Source organism: Alteromonas sp. G4i35 (assembly GCF_054960375.1).
The window spans coordinates 56560-76247 of the sequence record NZ_JBHNZD010000018.1; the positions used below are offsets into that span (position 1 = coordinate 56560).

Genomic DNA, 19688 nt, shown 5'->3' on the forward strand with positions numbered 1-19688 from the left:
CACGTATAAATTTGGCTTACTTAGCGTATGCGAAAATCAAATCCTCTTTTGCGTTGGTGGCAAACCGACTGCGTTAAGTGTAAACGCATGAGACTTTATATCGTTTGGGCCGTAATCATGTTGGTGGTGTATTTTTATGTCTGGTACTAGTGTCGAACCAATCTATATCCGAGCTGCCTCGAAAAGTAACGGTATTACTAGCCTGGTGCTGGGCTGTATCGGTTTGTGTGTTGCGGCACTGTGGTTAGCCTTTCTTCCCGATTGGCTGTTCTTGGCAGGGATTTTTCTTACCAGTGCTGCCTTGGTGTGCTTGCTGGTAGGGTACTTCAAAATTCGTGAGCCGGACTATAGTTTGGAAATAGCCAAAGACTATATTACCTATCGTCATCGCTTAGGCAGCTGGCGTATTCACTGGGACAACTTACAGCGCGCCGATTGCCCCCGGGTTAGGCATGGTCTGGACCACATTCCACTTGAAACCATTGGTTTTAAAATAAAAAGCTATACGGATTTTCTCAATACGATTTCACCAAGGCTTGCTACACACTTACTGATGGAGCAGCGACCGTTGCTAATGCAAAACACAGATGAGAGCTGCGCCACAGGAAGTTGTTACGAACAGTCGATGTTTGATGACAAACAATACGTAATGGAAGATGGCACCATTATCAAAGGCATAAAAGCTATGCTGGCACATCGTATGGTGGAGCTTCGAAAGCGCCTTGGCTTTGATATTTTCATCGCAAGTTCGGAGCTTGATAGGGATGCAAGTGAGTTCGCTGGCCTTATCGCGCAGTGCCAACAAGCGAGGCAGTCGTCCGACGCCAATTGAGCTTATCTGAGCGATTAGGCTCTAATCGCTCAACTTTGTGAGCCGTTCAATTTACTCTCGTTTAGCACCTTTCTGGCTTCAGCGATAAGTGCTGGCAAGTTTTCTTCAACAAGCTTGTGCTGTCCCAGCTTAAGAGAGATCTCTGTTTCATTGGCTAAATGCTGCATGCGAGGCAAGCCTGTATAGCAGCATGCACCGTGTAGTTTGTGAACTTCGGTCTTAAGCCCATTGTAATCTTGATCGTCCCAAAGCGCCGAAAGTGTCTCGATAGTTTCGGGCAGTAACGCAATAAAACTGTCTAACATTTCTTTTGCTGTATCTTGATTTTGATTCGCTCGTTTAAGTGCTAGCTGCCAGTCGATAGAGGGAAAGACGATTTCACCGGGCTCAACATTGTGGCACCACGAATTGATAAGCGTAATAAGTAGCTCAACCTCAATAGGCTTAGGTAAGTAATCGTCCATGCCAGAGGCAAGCAGTCTTTCTTGCTCTTCTTTAAACGCGTGGGCTGTCACTGCCACTATTGGGGTACCCATATTCAACGGTGATTTACGAATTTCTCGGGTGGCCTGCAGTCCGTCCATGCCTGGCATCTGAACGTCCATGAGAATTAAGTCAAACTCTTGAGTCTGGCACTGATTGACGGCGTCTTGTCCACTGATCGTTGTGGTTAGCTCGACAGGAGAATGATCGAGCCACGTATGCAGCAGTTTAAGATTCATTTCCATGTCATCAACGGCAAGAATTTTAGCTTTTGGTAGCGTGCCTATTTTCTCTTGCATCGCATTTTTAGCTGGCGTTGTATGGTGGTGCACCAGGCTATCTAACTTGGTAAGCGTCATCGGCATACGCGCTTGTGAATGGAAATGTTGCGACAGGCTTGGGTATTGCGCAAAAGGTTCAGGGCCGGAATACCAAAGTATGCGCTTTTGCGCAGGGAATTGTACAAAACGACTTAAATAGGTATCCCGCAATCCCATCTTACTTACCGGCACAGTTGCCATGAAAAAGTCGTACTGGCCTTTAAGTGACATCAAATAATCTAGTGATTCAACAGAGGTAACCTGCGCACCCAAAATCGATAACATGCTTGCACTTGAGCGGCGTGTTGCAGGTACCGGATCGAAAATAACCACGTTCTTACCTTTCCAGTCTTCACTACTAGTTAACGCATATTTCTGGCTTAACTGGTTCATACGTAGTGAGACGTTAAACGTAGAGCCTTGGCCTAATACACTTTTTAGCGTTAGATCACCGTTCATTAAGCGAACCAGCTCTCGACTGATCACGAGACCTAATCCAGTGCCTTGGTAATTACGGTTAAGGGCGTCGTCTACTTGCGAGAAGGCGTTAAATAGCTTTTTTCTGTCCTGTCGGCTTATTCCGATACCTGTGTCTTCAACGGTAATATTTACTTCGTGAATACCATGAGGAAGCGAGCGTCCGCCCACCGAAAACGTAATGGTACCGCTGGACGTGAATTTAAGTGCATTACTTAACAAGTTATTGAGCACTTGCTTAATACGAAACACATCGCCAATGAGCTTTTCAGGGAGCGGGTGCAAATCAAATACAAATTCGATGCGCTTGCTGTGGGAAGATTTAGCCATGATAGTGACCATTTCTTCGAGCAGCTTATTGGGCGAGAAAGGCTGATTATTAATTTGCAGTTTACCGGCCTCAATCTTAGAAAAATCGAGGATATCGTTAACGATTGTTAGCAGGTTATCCGCAGCCGTGTTAACAATTCTGACTTGCTCTTGCTGGTCAGTGGGCAGCGACGCATTGTTCAACTCTTTGCTGAACCCCAAGATAGCATTAAGAGGTGTGCGAATTTCATGGCTCATGTTGGCCAGAAATTGAGATTTAACGTTACTGGCTTTTATCGCATCTTTGCGCGCGATATCTAAACGGGCATTCTGCTCTTCAATGAGCTCCATATTGTTGCGCAAATCATTTGTTGCTTGCTCAACTTCGCTTTCCAGCTGGCCTCTGCTTTTCTCCATTAATGCAAAGGAAAAGAGCCCTGCTTCTAAGAAAACACCCACCTGAAAACAATAGGTGGTGAAGTCGTTGGAAGGTAAAATTCCGATAAGGCTTAACATACCTATAATTGCGCCGGTGGCGAGCATACTCCATGCAAATATGAAGTAACGCGCGGGCTTAAACTTATTGAAAAATGCTTCGATCCCGGCGTAGATATAACTCAATATCGCCACAAGACCCACGCCGTATACTAGGTTGTTCTTCCAAATAGAAGGAAGCAGATCGACGAAGCACACCAGCCCTGTTAACGCTTGGCAAACCAACAATAAGTTAATGACAGGATGTGCCGTGGGAGAGTGCTTTTCCGTTTCCAAAAACGTCTTGGTAAAAAAGCCTGAGCTTATACCAATAATTACGAATATCAGCTCGGAATGCCCAACCAGCCAAGAGGGGATCCCCTGACTAAACAGCAAGTGCGTATGGCCGCCCCACACAAACTGCCACAAAATAACCGCAGCGATATAGCCAACATAGGCAATCAGACTCTTTTCCCGCACGCCAAAAAATAGAGCAAGATTATAAATAGCGAGAATAAGCAATCCGCCGTAGAAAAAGCCCCAGAGCAAGCTGTCCATTTGGAAGTAGCTGCTATGTAGCGGTTCGGCTTGAATTCGAAGTGGTGCAATTAGGCTAGATGAGCGACTTTCAATGCGTATGTAAAGGTCGACAGGATCGCTATCAGGCAGCTCAACACGAAAGGTTGGAACACGAAAACGCTGTTCTTTTTGAGCTTTCCCCTGATGGCTTTGCTTTATTACCTTGCCGTTTTGCACCAAATAAAAATCAACACTGTCGAGTTGGCTGAAATTTATTGAGAACACCCAGTGTTTATCGTTTGAAACATTGGCAACAGAAGTGAGTAGCCACATGCCATTATTACGAAACCCAAAGTTAGGGTTGTCATGGGGATGCATAAGGAAGTCATTGCGTCTTCGTGATACATCGCTGATAGTAAGCTGATAATCGGTTTCAAATAAAAAATACAGAGAGTCTGATAAATCTAGCGTACTTTCTTCATCGAAGAGCTGCTCGATATGCTGCGCGCTGGCATTCGAAGGCAGGTAACTGCCTACAACAAGAAATAAAAAAAAGAATACGCGAAAGATAGCCATGATTATCTGTACTTACGTTACCGTTTGATTAGGGGCTTTATTATTTTTTAGTTTTACTCGTAAGAGTGAAAATTGAACGGCAAATTTCACCCAATGCTATTTAACCACTCTCTTTGAAGAATAACAAAACAAACCCTCACCCCATACAATGAGTAAGACCCAAAAGTCGCGACAATTGGTTTCAAGGATTGCACACAAATGCGGTTTACCCCACAATAGCCTTTAACGCTCGCGAGCTTTCACTAAGTGGTGCGCTAAATTGACCACAATAGACAGCCTAACTAGCACGAGCGCATTGGTATTAATAACAAAACGAAAAAACTATCATGAGTGACGAGATCATCATTAATCGCGATGGGGTAGAGCAACTTCCTCTTCGACGTTTCACCGAAGACGCTTATCTAAACTATTCCATGTACGTCATCATGGACCGTGCACTTCCACATATTTCGGATGGCTTAAAGCCTGTTCAGCGACGCATCATTTATGCGATGTCAGACCTAGGGTTAAATGCAAACGCCAAATATAAAAAATCGGCGAGAACCGTAGGTGATGTGCTGGGTAAGTTTCACCCTCACGGCGATTCTGCCTGTTATGAGGCGATGGTGCTCATGGCTCAGCCTTTCTCTTATCGCTACCCTTTAGTAGATGGTCAAGGTAACTGGGGTGCGCCGGATGATCCGAAATCGTTTGCTGCCATGCGTTATACGGAAGCTAAGCTCTCGCGCTTCTCTGAGGTGCTGCTGAATGAACTTGGACAAGGTACGGTAGATTGGGTACCTAATTTTGACGGTACGCTAAACGAGCCTAGCGTGCTTCCAGCTCGCTTGCCACATATCCTATTAAATGGCGTGACAGGGATTGCCGTTGGCATGGCGACGGATATTCCTCCTCACAACGTGAGAGAGTTGGCCAACGCGTGTGCCATGTTGTTAGACAACAGCAAAGCCGAGCTTAGCGATGTGCTAGAACACGTTAATGGACCTGACTATCCTACCGAAGCTGAAATTATTACGCCAAAGTCTGATATTCAAAAACTGTACGAGACTGGGCGTGGTTCTATAAAAATGCGCGCGGTGTATATGGAAGAAAACGGTGATGTTGTTATTACCGCTCTACCTCACCAAGCGTCTGGTGCCAAGATACTAGAGCAAATTGCCGCGCAAATGCAGGCGAAAAAGTTACCTATGGTAAGCGATCTTCGAGACGAATCGGATCATGAAAATCCAACTCGTTTGGTGATTACGCCTCGCTCAAATCGCATTGATGTAACTCAGCTGATGCAGCATTTATTTGCAACTACCGACCTAGAGAAAAACTACCGGGTCAACTTGAACATGATTGGCCTGGACGGTCGCCCTCAGGTGAAAGATTTACGTACGATTTTGTCTGAATGGTTGCAGTACCGAAAAGATACCGTGACGCGCCGCTTGCAATACCGTTTAGATAAAGTGTTAGCGCGTTTGCATATTTTAGAAGGTTTATTAATTGCGTTTTTGAATATCGATGAAGTTATCGAAATTATTCGCACGTACGACAAACCAAAACCAGAATTAATGGCGCGATTCGGTTTAAGTGACACACAAGCGGAAGCTATTCTGGAATTGAAGCTTCGTCACTTAGCCAAGTTAGAAGAAATGAAGATTAAAGGCGAGCAAGATGAACTTGCAGAAGAGCGCGACAAGCTTCAGCAGCTTCTAGGCTCAGATCGCCGCCTTAAAACCCTCATTAAGAAAGAAATCCTTGCAGACGCTGAAAAGTACGGTGACGACAGACGCTCACCTATTGTTGAGCGTGGTGAAGCTAAAGCGCTGTCTGAAAAAGAGCTGGTACCTGCTGAGTCTGTAACTGTTGTGCTGTCAGAAAAAGGCTGGGCACGCTGTGCAAAAGGTCATGATATCGATGCGGAAGGTTTAAGCTACAAAGCTGGTGATGCCTATTTATCCAGCGCCGAAGGCAAGAGCAATCAGCCTGCCGTGTTTATGGACAGTTCAGGTCGTACTTTCTCTTGTGACGCTCACGGGTTGCCGTCTGCACGAAGTCAAGGGGAGCCGCTAACCGGGCGCTTCAGCATAGTTGGTGGCGAGTCATTCCAACACGTCATTATGGCGCAAGACGAAAGCAAATTCTTAGTAGGTTCTGATGCAGGTTACGGCTTCGTCGGCACATTTAAAGATATGGTGAGTAAGAACAAGGCGGGTAAAGCCTACTTATCATTGCCTACTGCGGCGAAAGTCATGAAACCAACACCGGTTACAAATCCAGACTCCGACTGGTGCCTAAGTATTTCTAATGAAGGTCGCATGCTCATGTTCCCACTACGCGACTTACCAAGTTTAGGTAAAGGGAAGGGGAACAAGCTTATCAATATTCCTTCTGCAAAATCGCAATCTCGAGAAGAGTACGTGAAGGTGCTTGCTGTTGTACCTGATGGTGCCGCAATTAAAGTGGGAGCCGGTAAGCGCAACATGACACTGACGGCTGACGACCTTACCCACTATCAGGGAGAAAGAGGCCGAAGAGGGAATAAATTACCGCGAGGACTACAGCGGGTTGATACGGTTGAAGTTGTCTTACCCAGCAAGGACGAAACATCTGAAGATTTGTCATAAAGTTTAAGTTGTTCTTATGCTTAGGTGAACTACACTCAAAAAGGGATTAGATGAGGAATTTACATGCTAGGCATAGTTTTTACATCGTTAATCGATATGCTCGAGGAGAAAGTTTCTCCTGAGTTTGCTGACGATGTCATCATGGAAGCTGGGTTAGAAAACGACGGCGCTTATACCGCAGTGGGCTATTACCCGTTTGAACAAATGCAACGCCTGTTAGGTGTGCTGGTGGAGAAAACGGGTAAGTCAGCTAACGAGCTACTCTACGATTTTGGCTATTACTTATTTGGTAAGTTAGGTGCAGTACATGGCGACGTGCTAGCCAATACAGAAGGCATGTTGGATATGCTGGAGCACTTGGACGGCGACATTCATGTTCAGGTTAAGAAGCTCTACCCAGACGCCGACCTACCCCGATTTACGGTGATATCCAGAACCGATAACACCATGCGCTTACAGTATTATTCTGAAAGAGAATTATATCCTTTAGCAGAAGGCTTGATGGACGCAGCCGCAGCTCATTACAACTGCACCCTGGAAAGGGAAACCCATCAACTAGATACGCCTCATACCTACGAATTTAGTATATCTCTCGTTTAACGGAGGCATGTTATGTCAGATGGAACAACGCATAGCACGCCTTCTGGTAGCGACCGTGCTGCGTTACTTGAAAGGCGTTTAAAGCGAGAGCGAAATGCGAGAGAGCAAGCCGAAGCTTTGCTGAGAGAAAAGACGCAAAGTTTGTATGCTACGCTTCAAAAAAGCCAAAGTGCACAGAAAGATTTGGAACTTGCACTATGGGCGTCGCAGGAGTCTTTTTGGAATTGGTAGGCAGAGAATGACATTATGGAATTTCGCTCATTCTCACTACATTCTGAAAGTGTATCTACCTGGTCAGGCACCTTAATTGAGCTTCTAGAGCGGGTACATGAGGACGATTTAGACGGTCTGCAGTTTCACTGGAGCATGGCGCTACACGGCAATCGTGACCGTATAGAGTTTTCTTTTCGCTTAAAGCTCGACAGCGATTTTCAGTGGGTAAGGCTGCGCGGGCGCGTGCTGAAGCGCGGAAAAGCGGGTGAAGCGCTTCATATTGTTGGCACCACAAAAGACATTACTCAGCAGCGCAAAGCCGAACAATCGTTTCACTTAATGGCCTCTGCTTTTGCGAGCTCACGTGAGCCCATGTTAGTACTCTCACCTGATCTTGTTATCACAGAATGTAACGATGCATATATTCAGCTGATTGCTGCGCCTTTCAAAGAGCAATGCATTGGTTTGGATTTCAACCAAATATTCATTGCTGAGAAAGTCGATAAAGTGCAGTTGGCGCTTGATAAACAAATTCGCTTCGAGTCGAAAGTGAAGACGCAAAACGGTGAAATTAAGGTTGTCGATATCTCGGTGGCTTTGTTTGAGACCTACCAGCAAACGTCATCTTATTTGATTGCCACAATGCGCGACATCAGCGATAGAAAACGCAACGAAGCCAAACTACGTCAACTGGCATTGCACGATGAGTTAACCGGCCTTTCCAATCGCAATTCGCTGCGTGAGTCCATCTCCGGGTTAGTACAAAAAGAACAGCACTTTGTTTTGGTCTTTATTGATCTGGACGGGTTCAAAGCAATTAACGATAACGCAGGGCATGAAAGAGGGGATATTGAGCTTCAGCGCGTAGGAGCGCTCCTTACTGCCATATTCGGCCCAATAGGGGAAGTCGGCAGGTGGGGTGGTGATGAGTTTATTGCCGTATTGCCTAATCAGAATGTTGAGGAAATTGCTGAACGTTCTGAGCGGCTTATCAGCCAGATAGAAGAAGACGCCATAACCGTAAAAACTTCGGAGCTTAGGCTGTCTGCCAGTATTGGCATTGCTGAATTTCCAGAACATAGTGATAACCTAGAAAGCCTGGTGCAGTGTGCCGACGCCGCAATGTACCGTGCGAAAGAGCTGGGTAAAGGGCAGGCGTTTATTTACGAGTCAGGTCTCTATGAGAGCATGACCCAGCAGGTCAGTATGGTGAATGACTTGCGCAGAACGGTAGAGAACCACCTTCTCGATTTCTATATTCAGGGTAAATACGATCTAAACGGTGAGTTAAAAGGCGGTGAAGTACTGTGTCGCTGGATTTCAGGCTTGCACGGTGTTGTATCGCCAGCAGTGTTTATTCCCATAGCAGAAGAGCACAAGCTGGACAGCGCCATTGGTCTTCAAGCGCTGGAAGCGGCATGTGATTACATTTCAATAATGGAATCGCAGCAGGGTGATGCCATTCCTTTGTCTGTGAATATCAGCGCTAATCAGATGCTTGACCCAGAATTTCCAAATCAGGCAATGTCTATCTGTATGGATAATGATGTGTCTCCCGAATTTATTGAGCTAGAGCTCACTGAGTCGGTCTTTATTCGCGATGAAAAATCAGCACTTAGAGCATTAAACACGTTGAGAGATCATGGGTTTAGACTGTCTCTGGATGATTTTGGCAGTGGCTTTTCATCTCTTAGCTACTTGCGAAGTTTCCAGTTTGAAGTGGTTAAGGTGGATAAAAGCTTAATTCAGGGTATTCACCAAGATAGCAAAGCCAATGCGCTATTTAATGGTTTGATAGCGATGTTAAAGAGTTTGCAAATAGATGTGGTGGCTGAAGGCGTAGAGTTGGAGTCTTATTTGCCTTTCATGGAGCAGGCCGACATTCAGCTAATGCAGGGGTTTTACTTTGATAAACCAATGCCTTACGATCAATTCTTGGCAAGGCATACTACAGAGCCTAATCGGTAATGTCTTCAGCTAAGCATAAACAAAAAAAGCCCTATCGGGCTTTTCTTAATGACTAAGCAAGCTCGTTACTTAGCATTGGTGCTTTCAAAGATTTTATCTGCCGATGCGGCAACAAAGCCTTTGTAAAGCTTACCATCAGGCATTTCATAGCGTTGTGCAAACTCGTAGAAGCAGCTTGGAATTGCCACAGTTTCGTCGCTAAACGCTACGTCAGCACGGTCAGCCATCGTTGATGATTGCGCTAAAAATACGTCTGGCCCACCTTTAATTTCGCCACCTGAGGTGTTCAGCACAAAGCCTGCTTCTTTAAGCAATGTGTTTACGTCGGTAAGCTCGTCAGTACGGGTTAAGTGATTAACACTTACCGTAAAGTGGTTAGCACGGAAGCCCCATGCTGCCATCCACGCCGCGTATTCTGATTCGTTAAGCAGTGTGTCGTATTCTGCTTTAGTAACGTCCCAATGTTTACCCGAGTACAAGAAGTTATCTGCATCCACTACAGACTCAGGCATTTGATCAACCATCTTCTTGATAATTGCTTGAGCAGTTTCAGAAAGCTCATTTACACGAAGCTCACTAATAAATACTTTTGGTTTAGTATCGTCAGGGTGCTCGAAATGCTTTGCAGTAAGCTTTTTCGCTTCAAAGTCATAGTCGCCTTTAGCTTCATAACCCAATGCTAAGAAGTGCGCAGCAAGCTTGTCTAAGCGGGTTTTATCAAGAGCAAAAGTTCGAAAAGCTACATGGTCGTTAACGATGTCGTTCGTGTTTTCTTCACCCGCTAAAAGTGCATGAATTTTGTGCGCTGAGGGAGTGATGGTAACGTAATCGTCCCACATGTTGCTAAACAACGTATCGATGTTGCTATGCATGGTGGTAGGGTCCTTTCTGTCGTTGACTATTTTTAAACGAATAGTTCGTATAGGGTTGGTACTAAACTGGCCGACACAAAAATCATGTCGGCCTTTTTATAACGTGAAAAGCTTGGGTTACATCGACAAGCCTGGGCTTAATTTGCCCGGCATAGTAACTTTATCAAGCTCAACTGAAGCAACTGGGTATGCACAGTAGTCGGCTGCATAAAACGCACTTGCTCTGTGGTTACCGCTGTCGCCCACGCCACCAAATGGCGCTGCGCTGCTTGCACCTGTAATAGGTCTATTCCAGTTTACGATGCCCGCGCGAATGCGTGCGAAGAAGTAGCGATAATCTTCTTCGTTGTCGCCTAGAAGACCTGCTGATAAGCCAAAGCTGGTGTTATTTGCTTCTGCGATAGCTGCGTCAAAATCGCTGTAACGAATCACTTTAAGTAGTGGACCAAAGTGTTCTTCGTCAGGCAGTGAAGCAAGCATGTCAGTTACATCAATGATGCCTGGCGTAGCAAAACCTTTGCTCTCGTCTTTTTGTTCAAGGCGAACTAGTACTTTACCACCAAGGTTTTCAAGCTCTTGCTGTGCTTTTACCATCAGTGCAGCGGCATTGCTTGAGATCATTGCGCCCATAAATGGTTGATCTTCAGCGTCATAATCACCTACCTTAATATTCTTGGTCACTTCGATTAAGCGAGCAAGGATTGCATCACCCTGTGCATCGGCTGGTAAGAATAGGCGACGTGCACACGTACAGCGCTGACCGGACGTAATGAAAGCAGATTGAACGATGTCATGTACGGCAGCATCAACATCAGCCACATCTTTAACAATGAGTGGGTTGTTACCACCCATTTCAAGAGCCAGAATTTTACCTGGGTGACCTGCGAACTGCTCGTGCAAGATTTTTCCTGTACGCGAGCTACCCGTAAAGAAAAGACCGTCGATATCGTTATGCGACGCCAAAGCCTTGCCAGTTTCAACTTCACCTTGTACTAGGTTAAGTACGCCCGCTGGCAGGCCAGCAGCATCCCATAGTTTCACCATTTCTTGTGCAACCATAGGCGTCAAATCGCTTGGTTTAAATACAACCGTGTTTCCTGCAATAAGGGCTGGAACAATATGTCCGTTTGGCAGGTGGCCAGGGAAGTTGTATGGGCCAAATACAGCAACAACGCCGTGAGGCTTGTGTCGAATGAAGGCTTTACCTACAGGCATTGGGTTTTCAACGTTACCCGTGCGTTCAAAATAGGCTTTTTCAGAAATACCAATTTTGCCCATCATGGCGCCAACTTCAGTGGCAGTTTCCCACTCTGGCTTGCCCGTTTCTTTAGCCATAACTTTGGCAAGGTGCGCTTTAGCTTCTTCTAGCTTAGTGCCATAAACCTTAATAATTTCAAGACGCTCTTCAACGGTTTTCATGCTCCATGCTACAAGTGCAGCACGAGCAGCGTTAATTGCGTCATCAATTTGAGAGGCTGTCGCAGACTTACCTTCCCAAATCACTTCGTTTTTTGCAGGGTCAATTGACGCTAAGTCATGACCTTGTCCGGCAACCCATTCACCGTTGATAAAATGTGTATGTAGCATAGTGGGTGTCCTTTTAATCTCTGAATGTAACGGGGGCGAAGCGTACGTGCTCTCCCTCTTTGACATTCAATGCAGCAGCGGCTTGGCGAGATAGCACGGCAACTTGCTTTTCTTCGCTTACCGTCACCTCGGTGGCAACTGCACGAAAATCAGATACTGATGTATTAATGATGTAGTGCGTTTGCCCTTGGGCAGCAGCGCTATCGTCAATCACTACAGGCAGTTTTAAACTCGACTGAGCCGTGCGGATGTGGCTTAAGTTTGCTTCTACCGTCGGGCCTGCGTCGAAAATGTCTACGTAGCCGCGGCAAGAAAAGCCTTCTTCTTCAAGAAGCTGAAGAGCAGGGCGTGTTTTGTCATGGACTTCGCCAATGACTTCCTGCGCTTCTTTGCTAAGCAGATTTACGTATATCGGGTACTTCGGCATAAGTTCAGCAATAAACACTTTATTACCAATGCCAGTTAAGTAGTCGGCAGTAGGAAAATCCATAGAGAAGAAATGGGTTTCCAACCACTCCCAAAACGGTGAGCGTCCTTCTTCGTCACTCACACCGCGCATTTCAGCAATAACTGTCTCTGAGAAGCGTTCACGGTGCTCCATCATGAACAAGAATCGAACCTTTGAAAGGAAGCGGCCGTTTATGCCGCCGCGGGCTTGTTCGCGAAGAAACAGCGTACATATTTCAGTAACACCGGTGTAGTCATTACAAAACGTTAGAATGTCTACCGTGTTGTGAATGTTAAGCTCGCGCGAGGCGTGCACTACTTTGCTTAGGTGGTAATGATAGAACGCATCGTCTATACCAACAGCCGCTTCAATACCTGTTGTTCCCACTACCTGTCCGGTAGTGGTATCTTCCATTACAAACAAGTATGACTCATCGCCAGGTTCGGTTACGTTTGGTTTGTTAAACGCAGTTTCTGCACGATCAATTTTACGCTGCAGCAACTCGTCGTTGACAGGTAAAGACGTAAAGCCAATACCTGATTCAACGGCGATTTCTTTAAGCGCGTTATAGTCGGCCTTCGTGATAGGGCGAATGATATTCATGTTCGCTACTCGTGTTGTAATTATTCGGCGTTTACAACGGCAGCAACGGCGCGTTCAAAACGTGCAAGACCTTCTTTGATGTCTTCATCAGGAATAACCAGTGAAGGTGCAAAACGAATAACGTTCATGCCAGCAACAAGACACATAAGGTTCTCTTTCGTTGCAGCCATCATGAAGTCACGTGCACGGCCTTGGTATTTCTCATTTAACGCACAACCTAACAGCATGCCTTGACCACGTACTTCTTCAAATACGTTGTACTTTTCATTGATAGCACCTAGTAGTTCACGGAATAGGGCTTCTTTCTTAAGTACACCTTCAAGCACTTCTGGCTGGTTCACGATATCTAACGCTTTTTCCGCAACAGCACAGGCTAGTGGGTTACCACCGTAAGTACTACCGTGGGTACCTGGCTTAAGGTGTGCAGCGATGTCTGCTGTGGTAAGCATGGCACCAATTGGGAAGCCGCCACCAAGAGATTTAGCGGTTGTTAGGATATCAGGTGTTACGCCAAGACCCATATAGGCATAAAGGTGACCAGTACGACCAACACCCGACTGAACTTCGTCAAAAATAAGTAATGCGTTGTGCTTGTCACAAAGCTCGCGAACGCCTTTTACGAAATCTACATCAGGTGGAATAATACCGCCTTCACCCTGAAGCGGTTCCATCATTACCGCGCAGGTTTTGTCAGAAATTAGCGCTTCAAAGGCAGCTAAATCGTTGTAGTCACAGTGGTCAACAGCGCCTGGCTTAGGACCAAAACCGTCAGAGTAAGCAGCTTGACCACCTACTGTTACGGTAAAGAAGGTACGGCCGTGGAAACCTTTGTTGAAAGCGATGATTTGATTTTTGTCTTCACCGTGCTTGTCCAGCGCCCAGCGACGAGCTAGCTTCAATGCTGCTTCGTTCGCTTCTGCGCCTGAGTTTGCGAAGTAAACTCTATCTGAAAACGTTGCGTCATTTAGCTTTTTAGCTAAACGAAGGGCTGGCTCGTTAGTGAAAACGTTGCTTAAGTGCCAAAGCTTGCTGCCTTGTTCATTAAGAGCTTTCACAAGCTCTGGGTGACAGTGACCTAAAACGTTAACTGCAATACCGCCTGCAAAGTCGATGTACTCAGCTCCATCTTGGTCCCATACGCGTGAACCTTCACCTCGAACAGGTACCATACCTGCTGGGTTATAGTTAGGAACCATTACATCATCAAATGTAGCGCGAGTTACGTTCATCTTTGTTACCTCTGCGTTGGGCGCCAATCACACTGTGTGATTTGGCCTATCGAATCTATGAGCACATTTTAGTACTACTTTGGTCGATAAGCGTTAATTGGGCGCGTAAAAACTAATCGGATTTGTTCAACAGTATGCCATTTTTTTTAACATTTGTCTTCTATGCAAAAGGCTGCAGCCCTTTATTTATAAGGACTGTGGCTTAATTTGCAGGAAAAGTGAATAACTATTAACTACTGGGCTATATCAATTAGTAATAATCAATTTTTGCGCTGAGAAAAGGGCTGCATACGGGTTTTAATGCACTGTGAAGCAATAAGAAAGGGGGGATAGGACTGGAAGCCTTACCTGTTTAATGTCGCTAAAAACGGGCAAGGCATTGAGCAACCGTCAATAATTTGGGGCATCATGCACATGAAATGAAAAAGGTGCATAACGAGTGCATGAATATCCACTAAAAAATTAATTATTCTCTTCGTTTTTCACCAAAGGAAGGGTGAAAATATCAATGGTTTTGAGTTTTTCGAGTGCACCTGCAGGGTAGCGTTGCTCCATGAAAAGCGGCTTTACTTCTTTCATTTCAACAAGCTTTAACTGATGTAACATCCGAATTTGTGTGTAGGTTCGGGCTTGATGAAGTACCTTACTGAGCGTTTTAGGCTGTGCGGGAACTTTATCGGCACACGCTCGCATCGGTTCTGCAATAGGCAAGCGCATTAAATGCATCCACTCCAGAATATCCGCGCTGACTGCATCTGCGAATTCTTGCTGTAGAGCAATAAGGTGGTTGGCTGAAGGAGCCACTTTGAGTAGCGCTTCATGTCGCTTTTGCTCTTTGTCTTTCTGGCATTCTTGCAACAGGTGTAGCTGAATTTTATCGAACAGTTTGAAGTAAAGTCTTGTTACGACACAACGCCCCAAATTACTGAGCATCGCAAGGGTATAAGCCTGGTTTTTGTTTAAATCCGTAAGTGCTGCAAGGCGTTTCGCCGTTATGGCAACGCCAGTCGTATAAGGCGTAAGCTTTTGTTTAATTAGCGGGTAAGGGTCGGTAATCTGAGGCATAGCGCGCTTTAAAATGAGCGACGGTATCAATGTGCGTAGGTTTTCAATACCCAAAAAGCTCAATGCTGTGCGCAGTGTCTCTACCACAATAATACGCCCACGGGAGTCTTTGCGTCTAAATTGTGGAGTATTCACCACAACGATTAGTTCATCATAAAGCCATGGCATGGTTGCGGCAATTGGCTCTAGTTTCGAAACCGAGCATGCTTTCACGGAAAGTGCATCAAGAAGCTCGCCGATATTTTCGGGCAAGTTAAGTACGTTTTGAACGAGCTCGTCGGTATAGCTTAGCTGCTCTGTTAATTCACCTAGAAGGATCTCGTGAAGATGGTGACTCACTGATTCAAGGTATGACGCTTCGGTTTTCTCTTGAAGGCGCTTGTTTTCAATCGCCACTTTTTCAACGTGCAGTAGCAGCCTGCGCGCATCACCTTGCTCCGATTGCTCGAAGCTTACTTCTCCCACCTTGCACCTTCCTAGCATTTCCAGCACTCGCTCTGGCGATATGATCATATTTTCAAAACGATCATCTATCGTGGGCGGTGTGGTTGCCCCCATTGTCATATTAAAAGCACTCCTGCTCATAACTTTTTGGTGAACGGCAATATTATCGTACATCAGGGGCCTTTATTACTTTCGCTACGGTAATGATAAAAATGGTAGATACTGCTTGAAAGCAAGCCTTATTTACCCTGCAACTGTTGATATTGCGTGTGCGATGCTTCGTATAATCTTTATTCAGCGCATTGGCTAAAACGAATAATGAAAAGTTAAACGAAAAATCAGTGAATTGCGAGTAATTCTGGCCTTCAAGCGTAACCTTTTACGCTATAAAAGCGTATCGGCATCAAACTCGTATACTTAAATTGATTTAAACTGAAGAAATGCATCCAGTACGCTATGACCGTGTTCGGTAAGCAGTGACTCGGGGTGGTACTGCACGCCCCAAATAGGGTGATGATTATGGGAAATTGCCATGATTTCCTTTGTGCCCTTTGCGGTTTCACACCATGCATCAACACTCAGTGAGGCAGGTAGCGATGCGGGATCTAAAACCAATGAGTGGTAGCGCGTCACGTTAAACGGGTTAGGTAAGCCTTTGAACAGGCCACTATTGCGGTGTGTTAGGGGTGAAATTTTTCCATGCTTAATCTCTTGTGCACCTACTACCTTGGCACCAAACACTTGACCTATAGCTTGATGACCCAGGCATACACCTAAAATAGGAATCTTGCCTGCAAAATGTTCAATCGCAGATAAGCTGATGCCCGCTTCGTTAGGCGTGCATGGTCCCGGTGAAATAACTAACTGTGAAGGCGCTAAGCGAGATATGTCGTCTAAGGTCAGTGCGTTATTTCGCACCACTTCAACGTCGACGCTGAGCTCAGTGAAATACCGAGCGAGGTTATGAGTGAACGAATCGAAGTTATCAATTAACAGCAACACAGCAGTGCTAGTCCTTGGTATTTCTAAGTTGCGAAGGTTTTAGCCATGAAGGATTAAATGAACCCTTCATGGCGTGTAGCAAGATGTTGGAATTCGGCTGTTATGGCTTTGGAATAAAGCCGACCGCTTTGTATACTTTAGCCAAAGTTTCAGCCGCTCGCGCTGACGCTTTCTCAGCACCCTGACGCATTACGTCGTCAAGATATGCTCTGTCTGCGCGAATTTCAGCATAGCGGGCCTGAATGGGTTCAAGTAGAGCAACCACAGCGTCTGCAACATCACCTTTAAGGTGGCCATACATTTTGTCGGTATATTCAGGCTCAAGCTCTTTAATTGATTTACCCGTCGCAAGCGAAAGTAGGGTCAGTAAGTTAGACACGCCTGGTTTTTCAGTTGGGTTAAAGTAGATATTAGCTTGCTCGTCAGAGTCGGTCACGGCACGTTTGATTTTCTTGGCTAACTTCTTAGGATCTTCTAATAAGCCGATGAAGTTATTCGGGTTGTTGTCAGACTTAGACATCTTCTTTTCAGGCTCTTGAAGGCTCATGATGCGCGCGCCAAAGTCTGGGATATACGGGTCAGGTAGACGAAATACATCGCCGTATAGATTGTTAACACGTGTAGCAATGTCACGAGTCAATTCAAGGTGCTGCTTCTGATCTTCACCTACCGGTACTTTATCTGCTTGGTATAGCAAAATATCTGCTGCTTGGAGTACAGGGTAGCTGTATAAGCCTACATTAATGTTATTTTCGTTCTTCGCAGACTTATCTTTGAATTGAGTCATGCGATTAAGCTCACCCATTTGGGCGTAACAATTCAATACCCAAGATAGCTGTGCATGTTCAGGCACATGGGATTGCAAAAACAGAGTACTTTTTTGTGGATCAATACCGCAAGCAAGGTAAAGAGAAAGGCCGTCTAGACAAGCTTCAGCAAGCTGCTTAGGGTCTTGTCGTACAGTAATAGCATGCAAATCCACTATCATATATAAGCAGTCGTGGTCGTCTTGCATGGAAACCCACTGTTTAAGTGCACCCATGTAATTGCCAAGGGTAAGTTGTCCTGAAGGCTGACAGCCACTTAATACAACGGGTTTATTACTCATTTCTTTTTACCTGTAATACGTTAAATACTGTGAAAATAAAGCTTCAAAAATTATGCTTTAGACATTGACGCTAGTTCATTGCGCATTTGCTCAATGACATCGCTGTAGTCGGGTTGAGAAAAAATAGCCGAACCAGCCACAAACATATCCGCGCCCGCTTCCGCTATTTCGCGAATGTTATCGACTTTTACGCCACCGTCAATTTCAATTCGAATATCGTAGCCGCTTTCTAATACACGCTGTTTCACTGCGCGCACTTTATCTAAGGTGCTAGGAATAAACTTTTGACCACCAAACCCTGGGTTAACCGACATAATAAGAATGTGGTGCAGTTTGTCCATGACGTGGTCAAGATAATGTAGTGGCGTTGCTGGGTTAAATACGAGCCCCGGCTTGCAACCTGCATCGATAATAAGCTGCAGAGAGCGGTCTATGTGCTCAGACGCTTCTGGGTGAAAACTAATATAGCTAGCCCCTGCATTCGCGAATTTTTCAATTAAATCATCGACGGGTTTCACCATTAGGTGCACATCAATGGGAGCGGTAATACCGTAGTTTCTTAAGGCCTCGCAAATCATTGGCCCAAACGTAAGATTGGGTACATAGTGGTTATCCATTACATCGAAATGCACCACATCAGCGCCAGCCTCTAATACCTTTTCTACGTCTTCGCCAAGTCGAGCGAAATCGGCCGATAATATTGATGGAGCAATTAGGAATGGTTTCATTGCATGTCCTTTCATTCTAAAAACAACAAGGTGCGTTGCCACTTACGTTTCACCTTTGCGAAAGTTTACCCAAATCCGTGCTTCTTTACTATGCAAAGGGTTAATCAGCGTTAATTTCGCGGAAATTTAAGATAAACGGACTTTGTCAGAGCATTGCCCAATTTTGGTGAGCGCGCGTTATGTTGGTGCATTTTTATGCAGCGTTTTTTTGTTTCGGTGACAGCGGATGGATTTTTTAAGAGAAATAATGCTCTAAATTTCAATTGGTTAATTTATTTTTTGCGAGTTTTTTTGATGAACCATAAATGGGCATCAACTTTGCGTTATCCAGTCCAAAAAAGAAAACACAGACAGAAAAAACGAATTACAACAAGTTTGAATTTGACTGGAGAACACACATGAAAACATCTACAAAAAGAACAATACTTGCCGCTGCTATTTCTTCAGCGTGTCTGTTAACAGCCATGCCTAGCTATGCAGAAGGTTCATTCACTGCTAACGCTAGTGCAACCAGTAACTACATCTGGCGTGGTCTAACACAAACAACTAACGAAGCCGCAGTACAGGGTGGTATCGATTACGCGCATGAAAGTGGTTTTTATGCGGGTACGTGGGCGTCTAACGTGAACTACGGTGCAGGTGACGAATATTCATATGAGCACGATATGTACTTCGGTTTTTCAGGTGAGTCTGACGGTATTGCGTACGACTTTGGCTACCTTTACTACAACTACGATGACGAAGCGAACTTCGACTTTGCAGAAGTTTATGGGTCTGTAGGTATGGGTGGGTTAAGCCTTACGGTATACCTTTTAGCGCACACTGAAGCTGACGAAGGCGAAGATCAGGACTTTGGTTTTGCTCAAGCGTCTTATACGTCTCTTGGTTACACTACAGAAATCCTGAATGGCACTGAGCTTGGTTTCCATGTGGGTTATCACGAGGGTGACTTCGCTGAAGCGTTTAATGGCGTGGAAGGTTATATGGACTATGGTATTTCAATAGCAAAAGACGGCTTTAGCTTCGCCATCACCGGTACCGACCTTGACGACATGGGCGGTGACGACGAATTTGATAACGACGCCGTTAAATTTACCGTAGCGTATTCAGTAGACTTCGAGCTATAAACTACTTTGTAGGGGCCATTGGAAGGCCTTTGTCATAACGTTGAGTACTAAAAGCCTAATGTGTTTTCGTTAGGCTTTTCATTTTTTACAAG

Annotated in this window: 15 protein-coding genes; 6 read left to right on the forward strand and 9 right to left on the reverse strand. The window is 45.3% G+C overall.

Annotated features, from left to right (window positions below; translation table 11 throughout):
• Positions 1 to 136: 136 nt before the first annotated feature.
• Positions 137 to 832 carry a DUF2982 domain-containing protein gene (locus tag ACFI6L_RS12975; RefSeq protein ID WP_462574155.1) on the forward strand — a complete coding sequence of 232 codons (696 nt, stop codon included), beginning with the start codon at positions 137 to 139 and terminating at the stop codon, positions 830 to 832.
• A 29-nt stretch (positions 833 to 861) separates the two neighbouring features.
• Here ACFI6L_RS12975 and ACFI6L_RS12980 read toward each other — a convergent pair whose 3' ends face one another.
• A complete protein-coding gene (locus tag ACFI6L_RS12980) occupies positions 862 to 3990 on the reverse strand; it encodes a hybrid sensor histidine kinase/response regulator (RefSeq protein ID WP_462574156.1) in 3129 nt (1042 codons plus the stop codon).
• A 326-nt stretch (positions 3991 to 4316) separates the two neighbouring features.
• Here ACFI6L_RS12980 and parC point away from each other — a divergent pair, with 326 nt between their 5' ends.
• The 4 genes from parC (at position 4317) to ACFI6L_RS13000 (ending at position 9383) form a co-directional block, all read left to right on the forward strand.
• Positions 4317 to 6602 carry a DNA topoisomerase IV subunit A gene (parC, locus tag ACFI6L_RS12985; RefSeq protein ID WP_014975471.1) on the forward strand — a complete coding sequence of 762 codons (2286 nt, stop codon included), beginning with the start codon at positions 4317 to 4319 and terminating at the stop codon, positions 6600 to 6602.
• 63 nt (positions 6603 to 6665) lie between these two features.
• Positions 6666 to 7202: a heme NO-binding domain-containing protein gene (locus ACFI6L_RS12990; RefSeq protein ID WP_014948016.1), complete on the forward strand. Its 537-nt coding sequence runs from the start codon at positions 6666 to 6668 to the stop codon at positions 7200 to 7202.
• Between the two features lie 12 nt (positions 7203 to 7214).
• Positions 7215 to 7433: a hypothetical protein gene (locus ACFI6L_RS12995; protein WP_462574157.1), complete on the forward strand. Its 219-nt coding sequence runs from the start codon at positions 7215 to 7217 to the stop codon at positions 7431 to 7433.
• A gap of 15 nt (positions 7434 to 7448) precedes the next feature.
• Positions 7449 to 9383 (forward strand): putative bifunctional diguanylate cyclase/phosphodiesterase, encoded by a 1935-nt coding sequence (locus ACFI6L_RS13000; RefSeq protein ID WP_462574158.1) that lies wholly within the window; start codon positions 7449 to 7451, stop codon positions 9381 to 9383.
• 65 nt (positions 9384 to 9448) lie between these two features.
• Here the strand turns inward: ACFI6L_RS13000 and ACFI6L_RS13005 are convergent, their stop codons facing one another.
• From ACFI6L_RS13005 to rpe, 8 genes are all read right to left on the reverse strand, one after another.
• Positions 9449 to 10255: a DUF1338 domain-containing protein gene (locus ACFI6L_RS13005; protein WP_039217670.1), complete on the reverse strand. Its 807-nt coding sequence runs from the start codon at positions 10253 to 10255 to the stop codon at positions 9449 to 9451.
• Between the two features lie 117 nt (positions 10256 to 10372).
• Positions 10373 to 11842, reverse strand: a complete 1470-nt coding sequence (astD, locus tag ACFI6L_RS13010) for a succinylglutamate-semialdehyde dehydrogenase (protein WP_462574159.1) — start codon at positions 11840 to 11842, stop codon at positions 10373 to 10375.
• Positions 11843 to 11855: 13 nt separating this feature from the next.
• A complete protein-coding gene (gene astA / locus ACFI6L_RS13015; protein WP_462574160.1) occupies positions 11856 to 12893 on the reverse strand; it encodes an arginine N-succinyltransferase in 1038 nt (345 codons plus the stop codon).
• Between the two features lie 20 nt (positions 12894 to 12913).
• Positions 12914 to 14122: an aspartate aminotransferase family protein gene (locus tag ACFI6L_RS13020; protein WP_014978113.1), complete on the reverse strand. Its 1209-nt coding sequence runs from the start codon at positions 14120 to 14122 to the stop codon at positions 12914 to 12916.
• A 462-nt stretch (positions 14123 to 14584) separates the two neighbouring features.
• Complete coding sequence (locus ACFI6L_RS13025; protein ID WP_462574161.1) at positions 14585 to 15751, reverse strand: HDOD domain-containing protein; 1167 nt, start codon at positions 15749 to 15751, stop codon at positions 14585 to 14587.
• A gap of 297 nt (positions 15752 to 16048) precedes the next feature.
• Positions 16049 to 16633 (reverse strand): anthranilate synthase component II, encoded by a 585-nt coding sequence (locus ACFI6L_RS13030; RefSeq protein ID WP_014975476.1) that lies wholly within the window; start codon positions 16631 to 16633, stop codon positions 16049 to 16051.
• Positions 16634 to 16733: 100 nt separating this feature from the next.
• Positions 16734 to 17741 (reverse strand): tryptophan--tRNA ligase, encoded by a 1008-nt coding sequence (gene trpS / locus ACFI6L_RS13035; RefSeq protein WP_039225099.1) that lies wholly within the window; start codon positions 17739 to 17741, stop codon positions 16734 to 16736.
• A 50-nt stretch (positions 17742 to 17791) separates the two neighbouring features.
• Positions 17792 to 18469 (reverse strand): ribulose-phosphate 3-epimerase, encoded by a 678-nt coding sequence (rpe, locus tag ACFI6L_RS13040; RefSeq protein WP_371343041.1) that lies wholly within the window; start codon positions 18467 to 18469, stop codon positions 17792 to 17794.
• Positions 18470 to 18774: 305 nt separating this feature from the next.
• On the opposite strand from rpe, the gene ACFI6L_RS13045 reads away from it, so the two are divergent.
• Positions 18775 to 19596, forward strand: a complete 822-nt coding sequence (locus tag ACFI6L_RS13045) for a TorF family putative porin (protein WP_131137951.1) — start codon at positions 18775 to 18777, stop codon at positions 19594 to 19596.
• Positions 19597 to 19688: the final 92 nt, after the last annotated feature.

Coding starts and splice junctions, on each gene's coding strand:
- ACFI6L_RS12975 (WP_462574155.1), top strand. CDS start 137: ATGTCTGGTACTAGTGTCGAACCAATCTATATCCGAGCTGCCTCGAAA.
- ACFI6L_RS12980 (WP_462574156.1), bottom strand. CDS start 3,990: ATGGCTATCTTTCGCGTATTCTTTTTTTTATTTCTTGTTGTAGGCAGT.
- parC (WP_014975471.1), top strand. CDS start 4,317: ATGAGTGACGAGATCATCATTAATCGCGATGGGGTAGAGCAACTTCCT.
- ACFI6L_RS12990 (WP_014948016.1), top strand. CDS start 6,666: ATGCTAGGCATAGTTTTTACATCGTTAATCGATATGCTCGAGGAGAAA.
- ACFI6L_RS12995 (WP_462574157.1), top strand. CDS start 7,215: ATGTCAGATGGAACAACGCATAGCACGCCTTCTGGTAGCGACCGTGCT.
- ACFI6L_RS13000 (WP_462574158.1), top strand. CDS start 7,449: ATGGAATTTCGCTCATTCTCACTACATTCTGAAAGTGTATCTACCTGG.
- ACFI6L_RS13005 (WP_039217670.1), bottom strand. CDS start 10,255: ATGCATAGCAACATCGATACGTTGTTTAGCAACATGTGGGACGATTAC.
- astD (WP_462574159.1), bottom strand. CDS start 11,842: ATGCTACATACACATTTTATCAACGGTGAATGGGTTGCCGGACAAGGT.
- astA (WP_462574160.1), bottom strand. CDS start 12,893: ATGAATATCATTCGCCCTATCACGAAGGCCGACTATAACGCGCTTAAA.
- ACFI6L_RS13020 (WP_014978113.1), bottom strand. CDS start 14,122: ATGAACGTAACTCGCGCTACATTTGATGATGTAATGGTTCCTAACTAT.
- ACFI6L_RS13025 (WP_462574161.1), bottom strand. CDS start 15,751: ATGACAATGGGGGCAACCACACCGCCCACGATAGATGATCGTTTTGAA.
- trpS (WP_039225099.1), bottom strand. CDS start 17,741: ATGAGTAATAAACCCGTTGTATTAAGTGGCTGTCAGCCTTCAGGACAA.
- rpe (WP_371343041.1), bottom strand. CDS start 18,469: ATGAAACCATTCCTAATTGCTCCATCAATATTATCGGCCGATTTCGCT.
- ACFI6L_RS13045 (WP_131137951.1), top strand. CDS start 18,775: ATGGGCATCAACTTTGCGTTATCCAGTCCAAAAAAGAAAACACAGACA.